This is a genomic window from Peptoniphilus sp. HCN-40583 (assembly GCF_037892835.1).
Taxonomy (GTDB): domain Bacteria; phylum Bacillota; class Clostridia; order Tissierellales; family Peptoniphilaceae; genus Aedoeadaptatus; species Aedoeadaptatus rachelemmaiella.
The window spans coordinates 19,406-28,983 of the sequence record NZ_JBBKBU010000031.1; the positions used below are offsets into that span (position 1 = coordinate 19,406).

Genomic DNA, 9,578 nt, shown 5'->3' on the forward strand with positions numbered 1-9,578 from the left:
ATGAAGGCTTTTTTATAGGAAAGGTTGACGACTATGACTATTGCGGCTATTTCTACAGCCAAGTCCCCGGCGGGGATCGGCATCGTGCGATTAAGCGGCGAGGCGGCCATTTCTCTGGCCGACGGTTTTTTTCAGGGCAAACAGCGCCTCACGGATCCTTTAAACGACCGCAAGCTTCTTTACGGCCACATCGTCTCCGACGGCGAGGTGGTGGATGAGGTCTTGGCCGTGGCCTTTCACGCGCCCTTCAGCTATACCGGCGAAGACATGGTGGAAATTCAGGCCCACGGCAGCCGCATCGGCCTGGAACGGATTTTAGATTGCTTTATTCGTGCCGGGGCGGAACCTGCGAAGCGCGGTGAGTTTACGAAGATCGCTTTTTTAAACGGCAAGCTGGATTTAACGGAAGCCGAGGCCATTATCGACATGATCGAGGCGGAGAGCATTTCGGCCCAGAAGCAGAGCGCCCGCCAACTCACCGGCCATTTGTACCGTAAGATCGAAGACTTTCGCACGCGGATCAAGGACACCTTGGCCCACTTGGTGGCGGACATCGATTTTTCCACGGAAGAGGTGGAACCTGTCGATATAAGCGCTTTAATTACCACTTGCGACGTCATTTTAGATGAAATGAAGGCCTTGGAATCCACTTTCACTCGAGGCAAGCTGGTACAGGAAGGCATCGCTACGGCCATTGTAGGCAAGCCCAATGTGGGAAAGAGCTCGTTTTTGAATAAAATGCTCCGGGAAGACAAGGCCATCGTCACGGATATTCCCGGCACCACGCGAGATGTGCTGGAGGCCGGTTATTCCCTGGACGGGATCCACCTCAAGATACAGGACACGGCGGGGATTCGAAAGACCGACGACACCATCGAGCAAATCGGCATCGAGCGGGCCATGGCGAGCATGGAGGAGGCGGATCTCATTATCGCCCTTTTCGACGCCTCTCGCCCCCTGGATGAGGAAGACATGGAAATCATCGAGCGGGTCAAGGATAAGCGGGTGATTTGCCTCTTAAATAAGCAGGATCTCGGCTCGGTATTGGACAAGAAGGCCATGGAGGCCTACTTCCCCGGCGCCGTCATCGAGACCAGCTTTATTCGAGACGAGGGCCTCGCCGCCGTGGAGGATTTAATCCAGTCTTGGTTCCTCTCCGGCACCATCGAGGAAGACGAGACACAGATCTATTCCCTGCGCCACAAACTTCTTCTTTCTGAAGCCGTAGAATCTCTTTCGAAGGCGGTGGAGGACATACGTTCGGGTATTGGGTTGGATCTCGCCGAGGTGTATATCGAGGATGCTTTTTTGAAATTAGGCGAAATTACCGGCCAAACCGCCGGCGAGGAAGTCTTGGATCACGTGTTTTCTAAATTCTGTATCGGGAAATAAGGAGCGAAAATGAATTTTTTAGCTAAAACCGTCGATATCGTCGTCGTCGGCGCGGGCCACGCGGGCTGTGAAGCGGCTCTGGCGGCGGCGCGCATGGGCCATTCTGTGGCTATACTTACGATTAATTTAAATAATGTGGCGGCCATGAACTGCAATCCCAATGTCGGGGGCACGGGCAAGGGCCATTTAGTCCGTGAAATCGACGCCTTAGGCGGCGAAATCGGAAGAAACATCGACAAGACCTTTATTCAGTGCCGCATGCTGAACCGCTCCAAGGGCCCGGCGGTTCACTCTTTGAGAGCCCAGGCGGACAAGTGGAACTACCACGCCGCCATGAAGGAGACTTTAGAGAACACGAAAAATGTCCACCTAATTCAAGACGAGGCCGTGGATTTTTACATGGAAGATGGGGAAGTTTCCGGCGTTATCGGAAAAAGCGGCGCCATTTATCAATCGAAGAAAACCATTTTAGCCACCGGGACGTACCTTCGTGGCCGGGTCTTTATGGGCGAGGTGAATTACGCCTCCGGCCCCGACGGCATGCAGCCGGCCAACCAGCTTACCGCCGCCATCGAGGGATTGGGTCTTAAAACCATGCGCATGAAAACCGGGACACCGGCGCGGGTGCACCGTGATACCATTGATTTTTCGGGCATGGACGTGCAAAAGGGCGACGAAACCATCGTGCCCTTTTCCTTCTCTAATTTCGATGTGGATTACAGCGACAAGAAGCAGATTGAGTGCTATTTAACCTATACGACCCCTGAATGTCACGAGATTATTCGGGAAAATATCCACCGCTCGGCCATGGCCATGGGGGATATTGAGGGCATCGGCCCCCGCTACTGCCCATCCATCGAAGACAAGGTGACCCGCTTCGCCGATCGGGATCGCCACCAGGTATTTCTGGAGCCGGAGGGGCTAAACACCAAGGAAATCTACGTTCAGGGCGTGTCTTCTTCCCTGCCCGTGGAGGTGCAAATGGCCCTTTACAAAAAGATCGACGGTTTGGAGCATTGCGAATTTATGCGTCCGGCCTACGCCATCGAGTACGATGCCATCGACGCCACGAAACTGAGGCTAAGCCTTCAGGTCACCGAATCGCCGAATCTTTACATGGCGGGGCAAATCAACGGATCCAGCGGCTACGAAGAGGCGGCGGCTCAAGGGCTTATGGCGGGCATTAACGCGGCCCTCGCCATCGAAGGCAAGGAACCCTTCATCCTGGGGCGGGATCAGGCCTATATCGGCGTCTTAATCGACGACCTCGTCACCAAGGGCACCCGGGAGCCCTACCGCATGATGACGGCCCGGGCGGAGTATCGCCTCACCCTGCGCCAAGACAATGCGGATCTGCGCCTGACGGAATTGGGACGTGAAATCGGATTGGTCGGCGACGAACAATACGAAAAGTTCATCGCCCGTCGGGATGCCATTGAAAAGGAACGGGCGCGCCTCGCATCCATTCAGATCAATCCAACGGACGAAAACATCGAAAAGCTGGATGAACTCGGTTCGGCTACTTTGAAAAATGCTACGCCCCTATTAAATCTCATGCAGCGGCCGGAACTTACCTACGATAAACTGGCTGTTTTTGATCCCGATAGGCCCCATCTGCCTCGCCACGTCATCGACGAGGTGGAGACGGACATACGCTACAGGGGTTACATCGAAAAGCAGGCGGCGCAAATTCAAAAATTCCGGAAGATGGAAACGAAAATGTTGTCCAAGGATTTGGACTATGCTGCTATCGGTGGCCTCAGGAACGAAGCCAAGGAAAAGTTGTCGAAGATTCAACCGGAATCCGTGGGACAGGCGAGCCGCATCAGCGGCGTGAGCCCGGCGGATATTAATGTCTTGTTGATTTTTTTAGAGCAAAAACACAGGGAGGAGAGCAATGAACTGGCAGACGCGTAAGGACTATCTGAAGCAATTTCCCGTAGAAATTCCTACCAAGGCCTTCGACCGCTACGGCGACATCCTTCTCGACTGGAACGAGCGCATGAACCTCACCCGCATCACCGACGAAGACGAAATGATGGATAAACATTTCATCGACTCCCTTACCCCCACGCTGGTTTCGGCCTACGAGGGTACGGGAAAGATTTTGGATTTAGGCACCGGGGCAGGCTTTCCCGGCATGGTCCTCGCCATGGTATCGCCGGAGCGAGACGTTCATTTAATGGACAGTTTAAATAAGCGGATCACCTTTTTGGATCACGTGGTGGAGGAACTGGGGCTTACGAATGTAAGCACTTTCCACGGCCGCGCCGAAGAGGCAGGGCGGGAGAATAAGTTTCGCGAACAATACGGCCTCGTCGTCTCCCGCGCCGTGGCGCGACTAAATATACTGGCGGAATACTGCCTTCCCTTCGTACGCTTAGGCGGCCATCTCATCGCCATGAAAGGCGCTGAAGGCGCGGAAGAGGTGGAGGAAGCCAAAAAAGCCATCGACATTTTAGGCGGAAAGCTTGAAGAAATAGTCGACCTCCGGCTCCCTGGGGGCGACGAACGCCACCTGGTGGTCATAAAAAAAGTGAAGGGAACGCCGGCGAAATACCCTCGCGGCGGTGGCAAACCGCGAAAGGATCCTCTGTAGTATGGTTTTCTATATACCAGCCCTTATTTTTCTCATCTACCGTCTCTACAAAAGCCGCACGAAGACGGCTGTGGTTCTCATTCTTCTGTGTTTAGTCAGCGGCGCTTTCTATATGGGGGCGAAGAACTATTTCATCGAGCCCGTCCACGTGATTTTTCCCGCCGTGGCCATTGCCTCTTCCCTTTACTTGATCTATCTGTCCCGCCGGGAATACACCAATGCCAGAAGCGAGTACTTAAAGGAGCGGCGCATGGCTCGGGAGGCAGCGGAGCATGAGGCGGAGATAGGCGATGAGCATGAGCGCATCGTCATTACAAACGATAAGTCCGACGAAGAAAAAGTAATCTACTTAAAACGAAGTGAGAAAAATGTTCCACATGGAACAATTGACGAGACGAAACAAAACGAAGAAGAAAAAAATTGAGCGGAAATGTTCCACGTGGAACACTCCGCTCTTTTTATTTGCCCGAAGCTTTGATACTATAGTGGAGAAGGGAGTGGCACTATGACAAGAAGCATTGCCGTATTTAATCAAAAAGGCGGCGTCGGTAAGACGACCACTGTAATAAACTTAGCCGATGCCCTGGCAAACAAGGGCCATCACGTGTTAATTTTAGATTTGGACCCGCAAGGCAACGCCACCAGCGGACTAAACATAGAAAAAGATCGAGAGAGCATGATTTACGATTATCTTTTAGGAGCGGAAGGCGACTTCGCCGTTCAGGTGAAGGATAATCTGTCCATTATCCCCTCCGGTGCTACACTGGCAGGAATCGAAATCGAATTTGCCCGAAGAGACAACTGGCAGAGCGTGCTGAAAGATCGCATCGCCGAATTGAAAGGCTACGATTACATCATCATGGACTGCCCGCCCTCGCTTGGCATTTTGTCTATTTTGGCACTCACTGCGGCGGACGGGATTTTAATTCCCGTACAATGCGAATACTATGCGTTGGAAGGCCTCTCTCAGCTCATGGAATCCATTCAGCTGGTGCGGGGCGGCTTCAATCCCGACTTAGCCATCGAAGGCGTGCTCCTCACCATGTACGACGGACGCACCAATCTCAGCATGCAGGTGGTGGAAGAGGTAAAGAACTACTTTAAAGACGCCGTCTTCTCCACGGTGATCCCCCGCAATGTGCGCTTGGCGGAGGCACCGTCCTACGGCATGAGCATTATGGATTACGACAAAAACAGTCGCGGCGCCAAGGCCTACGCGTCTTTGGCTGACGAAGTGGAAAACAGGAGGTCCTAATGGAAAAGAAACGGGGTTTAGGTCGCGGTCTGGATAATTTTTTCGGGCCCCAAACAGAAGAGGAAAAAGTGGCTGAAACTTTGGCCGTGGACGCCATCGTCGCCAATCCTCATCAGCCGAGAAAGCACTTTTCCGATGAAAGCATTGAGGAATTAGCAGAGAGCATTAAAGCCGTAGGCGTCCTTCAGCCCCTTTTAATTAAAAAAGACGGGGACAAAAACCTCTTAATCGCCGGAGAACGCAGGCTTAGGGCGGCGAAAAAAGCCGGTTTAACGGAAGTGCCCGTGCGATTCATCGATGTGGACGAAGAAAAAGGCGATCGAATCTCTCTTATTGAGAACATCCAGCGGGAAGATTTAAATCCCATGGAAGAAGCCGAGGCCTACGACACATTAAGGAAGAAATACAAATACACTCAGGAAAAAATCGCAGGCCTCGTGGGTAAATCCCGGCCCTACATTGCCAATAGCTTGCGCCTTTTAAAGCTGGAACCCGTGGTCATGGAAATGCTACGCAGGGAAGAGCTCACCATCAGCCAGGGCAAGCTCCTTCTCTCCGTAAAAGACGGAAACGATCAGATTAAGCAGGCGAAGCGCATGGTGGAAGAAGGCCAAACCATTGCCGAAAGCGCGGAAAATACGAAAAAGCAATCGAAAAAAACAAGCGGCCATCAGGGCTACTACGGCTATTTGGAAAACGCCCTTATGGACGCATTAGGCACGAAGGCGGAAATCAAAGGCAATCACGAAAAGGGGAAAATCGTCATCGATTACTACACGGAGGAAGATTTGATGCGCCTCTGCGACATTATTTTAGGAGAAGACATCGATGGTTAGGGAATACAGATACTTTGTTGCCGACGCCTACACGGATCGCTCCTTTGTGGGCAACCCCACGGGCATCGTCCTTTCAGAAGGCAAAATGACCGACGAAGAGCTTCTAAAGGCGGCCCGGGAGCTGAAGCACGCGGAAACCACTTGCGTTCAACAAATGGATACGGACATTTACCACGTGCGCTACTTTTCTCCCGTGGAAGAAGTGTCCCTTTCCGGCCACGCGGCCCTGGGAACCTTCTGGACCTTGGCGGAATTAGGCTACATCGACGGCAGAGACGACGAGCACCAAATTCGCCAGTATACGAAAGTCGGCCCACTGCGGGTAAAAATTCAATTTCATGAAGAAAAAGTCACGTTCGTGCAGGTTGAAATGCCGAAAATGGCAATCGGCGAAGAAATCGAAGCTGTGGATGAGGTTGCGGCGGCCTTTAAGCTGACGCCTGAGGAGCTGGACGGCACATTAAAGCCTGTCGTCATGGACGCGGGCATGAAGGCCATGATTATTGCCGTAAAAAATCGGGATGTGTTGAAAAAGATGGAGCCCAAGCGGCGACGCATGGCCCTGCTCACGGAAAAATACGGCGCCCAATGCTTCCACCTCTTTTACTACGACGGCAACGGCGCCGTCTATCAAAGGAATTTCTCCCCCGCCGTGGGCACTTGGGAAGAATCGGGCACAGGCACCGCCAGCGGCGCCATGTACGCCTATTTAAAGAAGCAAAACCGCTTGGCTCAAGGAAAAATCACTTGCTACCAAGGGGATGAAATCGGCCGTCCCTCGGAAATCGTCCTCGAGGAAATCGACGGCGCCATTTACGTCGGCGGCAAAGCCTGCGTGGTTATGGAAGGAATTATGCGCCTATGAAATTAGTGGATATGCGTTTGACCGATTATATAAAAAAGGCCGAAGACAAGACCTCGGTGCCCGGCGGCGGTTCCATCGCCGCCCTTTGCGGCGCCCTCTCCGCCTCACTGGCCGCCATGGTGCTGAATTTATCCGGCGCCGAGGATGCGGCGAAGGACTACGGGAAATATTCCGAGGTGCTTCAAAAAAACATCGACGACGACAGCACCTCCTTCGACGACGTCCTGAAAGCCTTCCGCATGGCGAAAACCACGGAGGAAGAGAAAAAAATCCGCAGCCTCGCCATTCAAGAGGGTTATAAGCGGGCCATCGACGTGCCCCTCTCCACCATGGAAGCGGCCTTGGGCGTCGTCGAAACCTTAAAAGCCCAGGAAGCGTTGATCGGCGACGAGGCATTGAGCGATTTGTACATGGCGGCAGATTTGGCCCTTACCGCCTTTAACGGCGCCAAAGATACGGCCATGATCAATGTGGCCGCATTAAAAGACGACGCGACGCGCAGCGTCTACAGCGAAAAAATTCAGGCCATGACCGAGCATATGATCGAGATTCACGGCGTCGTCGCGGCATTTCACCGGGCATGAAGACATTATTTATCTTAAACCCCCGATTAAAGCCTGAGAAAAAGAAGGAAGTCGAAAACGCGGCGAAGACCTGTCTAAACGAGGACTACGACTTTTTAAAGGGAAACATTTGCGACTACGACGCCCGAGCCCTGAAGGACTACGATCATTTCGTGGCCGTCGGCGGCGACGGCACCATATTTGCCGCGGTTAACGCCATGATGGAGACGTCGGCGCGAAAGCTGACCATCGTGCCGGCGGGAAGCGGCAACGACTTTGCCAGATCCTTGGGAATCAAAGGGGATATATTCACTATATTGAAAGAAGCGAAAGAGGCCGCGCCTCGCCCCATGGATCTCGCCATGTGGAACGATCGCTACTTCATCAATATTGCATCCGTGGGCTTCGATGCCGATGTTAACGCCAACAACAGCGATTCAATGAAGCGCTTCGGCCCCTTCAGCTACACACTAAGCGTGGTCAAAACCCTGTTTACCTACAGAGCAAGGGCCATCGAAAAAGAAGGCATTCCCCTTACGCGCTGGACCCTTTTTACCATAGGAAACGGCGGCTATTACGGCGGCGGATTTCCCATTTTCCCGAAAGCAAGCCCATTTTCCGGCGAGCTCCTCTTCTTGGGGGCGGGCAAGAGCCGATTGAAATTTATCCTGCCCTTTTTAATCTGCCTCTTTGCGGGGAAAGATCATCTCTGGAAAAAAGACATGGTGCGCCAATCCTTTCAGTCCATGGAATTTACCTTGCTTGAAGAAGCCAATGTGAATTTAGACGGGGAAAACTTCCGGGAAAAAGGCCCGGTGACAGTACGCGTTCTGCCGAAAGAGCTCCTTTATGTAGGGCCGTCGAATCAGTAAATACATCACTCTATTGATAAAATAGGTTTTAAAAGCCCTTTCGATGAAAGACAAAGGCGAAAATTTTCCGCAAAAAAACAGCTTCATTCATAAGAACAGGGCTGTTAAATTTACCGACTGAAGGTGCGTCGATAGCCGGCACGCTCCGCCGCCATGGCATTTTCAAACATTATCGCATTTTGCGGCGACACCTTGTTGTAGGATTTGTCCGAAGGCAAATGATAGATCTTGCTTTTTTTACTGCCCTTGGCCGGGCCCTCCTTTCCCTCCACGGCCCAAATACCGCGGACGTGATCCATGGCGACGATCTCCCCTTCGTGGAGCAGGGCCTGATACTTGGTGTTGGGCTCGTAGGCCCGCTCTCTGGCGTAGCCGGAGGCCACCAATTGGTAATTATAGAGAATCTCTTCCTTGGGCCTCTCGCTCTTCCTCGGGTCTTCCGTCCATACATAGGCCAGGGTGCGGCCGTAGTGATCCTCTTTTTCCTCGTCGTATTCCAAAAAGACGGCCTTTCCCGTGAGAGACTTCTTCGAGAAATCCGAGGCCTCTTTTCCCCAAGGCTCCACCCGGCCCCGAGGCTTCACCGTTTCCGGTGTGTCCACGCCGATAAGGCGCACCCGCGTGTCCTGTCCATCGTCGAGAACCAGGGTGTCCCCGTCCACCACCCGCTTCACCGTCACGCCACCGACCTCCGGGGCGGGGGAAAGACTTCCTTTGGCGGTAAATGTCGCCGCCAGAGCCAGTACAATCAGCAAAAATGTTCGTAAGCGTTTGTTTAAATGTTTCATACCCTCAGTATAACAGAAAGAAGGAAAGCCATGGCCATTCAAATTTTCGGCACGAAGAAAAATAATGATACGAAAAAAGCCCAACGCTTTTTTAAGGAGCGGAGCATTAAATTTCAATTTATTGATTTAAATGAAGTGGAAATGTCGTGGGGCGAATTCGATTCCATTACATCATCCATCGGCGGATTGGACGCATGGATCGACGAAAATTCCAAAGACGCAGACGGCCTGGCCTATGTGAAATACGCGACCGATGAAAGCAAAGAAGCCTATATTATCGATCACCCGAGTATTATGAAGCTGCCCGTTGTCAGAAGCAAAAAGCGGGCGGTATTGGGCCATGCGCCCGAGGTGTGGAAGAAATGGGCCGAAGAGGAAAAGAAATAAGGCACGCTGAGGGGCGTGCCT

At 52.6% G+C, this 9,578-nt stretch carries 11 protein-coding genes; 10 read left to right on the plus strand and 1 reads right to left on the minus strand.

Features of this window, described 5'->3' with window-relative positions:
- Positions 1 to 33: 33 nt before the first annotated feature.
- From mnmE to WKT05_RS09255, 9 genes are all read left to right on the plus strand, one after another.
- Positions 34 to 1,392, plus strand: a complete 1,359-nt coding sequence (gene mnmE, locus WKT05_RS09215) for a tRNA uridine-5-carboxymethylaminomethyl(34) synthesis GTPase MnmE (protein ID WP_340413837.1) — start codon at positions 34 to 36, stop codon at positions 1,390 to 1,392.
- Positions 1,393 to 1,401: 9 nt separating this feature from the next.
- Positions 1,402 to 3,309: a tRNA uridine-5-carboxymethylaminomethyl(34) synthesis enzyme MnmG gene (gene mnmG, locus WKT05_RS09220; RefSeq protein ID WP_340413838.1), complete on the plus strand. Its 1,908-nt coding sequence runs from the start codon at positions 1,402 to 1,404 to the stop codon at positions 3,307 to 3,309.
- Positions 3,290 to 3,991: a 16S rRNA (guanine(527)-N(7))-methyltransferase RsmG gene (gene rsmG, locus WKT05_RS09225; RefSeq protein WP_340413839.1), complete on the plus strand. Its 702-nt coding sequence runs from the start codon at positions 3,290 to 3,292 to the stop codon at positions 3,989 to 3,991. Before mnmG ends, rsmG begins: the two co-directional genes overlap by 20 nt.
- Position 3,992: 1 nt before the next feature.
- Entirely contained in the window at positions 3,993 to 4,415 is a 423-nt protein-coding gene (locus tag WKT05_RS09230) for a hypothetical protein (RefSeq protein WP_340413840.1), read from the plus strand.
- 81 nt (positions 4,416 to 4,496) lie between these two features.
- Positions 4,497 to 5,246 (plus strand): ParA family protein, encoded by a 750-nt coding sequence (locus WKT05_RS09235; RefSeq protein WP_340413841.1) that lies wholly within the window; start codon positions 4,497 to 4,499, stop codon positions 5,244 to 5,246.
- Positions 5,246 to 6,082, plus strand: coding sequence for a ParB/RepB/Spo0J family partition protein (locus WKT05_RS09240; RefSeq protein WP_340413842.1), 837 nt, complete (start codon positions 5,246 to 5,248; stop codon positions 6,080 to 6,082). Before WKT05_RS09235 ends, WKT05_RS09240 begins: the two co-directional genes overlap by 1 nt.
- Positions 6,075 to 6,947 carry a PhzF family phenazine biosynthesis protein gene (locus tag WKT05_RS09245; protein ID WP_340413843.1) on the plus strand — a complete coding sequence of 291 codons (873 nt, stop codon included), beginning with the start codon at positions 6,075 to 6,077 and terminating at the stop codon, positions 6,945 to 6,947. Before WKT05_RS09240 ends, WKT05_RS09245 begins: the two co-directional genes overlap by 8 nt.
- A complete protein-coding gene (locus WKT05_RS09250) occupies positions 6,944 to 7,531 on the plus strand; it encodes a cyclodeaminase/cyclohydrolase family protein (RefSeq protein WP_340413844.1) in 588 nt (195 codons plus the stop codon). Before WKT05_RS09245 ends, WKT05_RS09250 begins: the two co-directional genes overlap by 4 nt.
- Positions 7,528 to 8,382 carry a diacylglycerol/lipid kinase family protein gene (locus WKT05_RS09255; protein ID WP_340413845.1) on the plus strand — a complete coding sequence of 285 codons (855 nt, stop codon included), beginning with the start codon at positions 7,528 to 7,530 and terminating at the stop codon, positions 8,380 to 8,382. Before WKT05_RS09250 ends, WKT05_RS09255 begins: the two co-directional genes overlap by 4 nt.
- 110 nt (positions 8,383 to 8,492) lie before the next feature.
- Here WKT05_RS09255 and WKT05_RS09260 read toward each other — a convergent pair whose 3' ends face one another.
- Entirely contained in the window at positions 8,493 to 9,170 is a 678-nt protein-coding gene (locus WKT05_RS09260) for a thermonuclease family protein (protein ID WP_340413846.1), read from the minus strand.
- A 30-nt stretch (positions 9,171 to 9,200) separates the two neighbouring features.
- Between WKT05_RS09260 and WKT05_RS09265 the strand changes: the two genes are divergently transcribed.
- The gene (locus WKT05_RS09265; protein WP_340413847.1) at positions 9,201 to 9,557 is read left to right on the plus strand and encodes an arsenate reductase family protein; all 357 of its coding nucleotides are present in this window, start codon (positions 9,201 to 9,203) and stop codon (positions 9,555 to 9,557) included.
- Positions 9,558 to 9,578 lie beyond the last annotated feature (21 nt).

Coding starts and splice junctions, on each gene's coding strand:
- mnmE (WP_340413837.1), top strand. CDS start 34: ATGACTATTGCGGCTATTTCTACAGCCAAGTCCCCGGCGGGGATCGGC.
- mnmG (WP_340413838.1), top strand. CDS start 1,402: ATGAATTTTTTAGCTAAAACCGTCGATATCGTCGTCGTCGGCGCGGGC.
- rsmG (WP_340413839.1), top strand. CDS start 3,290: ATGAACTGGCAGACGCGTAAGGACTATCTGAAGCAATTTCCCGTAGAA.
- WKT05_RS09230 (WP_340413840.1), top strand. CDS start 3,993: ATGGTTTTCTATATACCAGCCCTTATTTTTCTCATCTACCGTCTCTAC.
- WKT05_RS09235 (WP_340413841.1), top strand. CDS start 4,497: ATGACAAGAAGCATTGCCGTATTTAATCAAAAAGGCGGCGTCGGTAAG.
- WKT05_RS09240 (WP_340413842.1), top strand. CDS start 5,246: ATGGAAAAGAAACGGGGTTTAGGTCGCGGTCTGGATAATTTTTTCGGG.
- WKT05_RS09245 (WP_340413843.1), top strand. CDS start 6,075: ATGGTTAGGGAATACAGATACTTTGTTGCCGACGCCTACACGGATCGC.
- WKT05_RS09250 (WP_340413844.1), top strand. CDS start 6,944: ATGAAATTAGTGGATATGCGTTTGACCGATTATATAAAAAAGGCCGAA.
- WKT05_RS09255 (WP_340413845.1), top strand. CDS start 7,528: ATGAAGACATTATTTATCTTAAACCCCCGATTAAAGCCTGAGAAAAAG.
- WKT05_RS09260 (WP_340413846.1), bottom strand. CDS start 9,170: ATGAAACATTTAAACAAACGCTTACGAACATTTTTGCTGATTGTACTG.
- WKT05_RS09265 (WP_340413847.1), top strand. CDS start 9,201: ATGGCCATTCAAATTTTCGGCACGAAGAAAAATAATGATACGAAAAAA.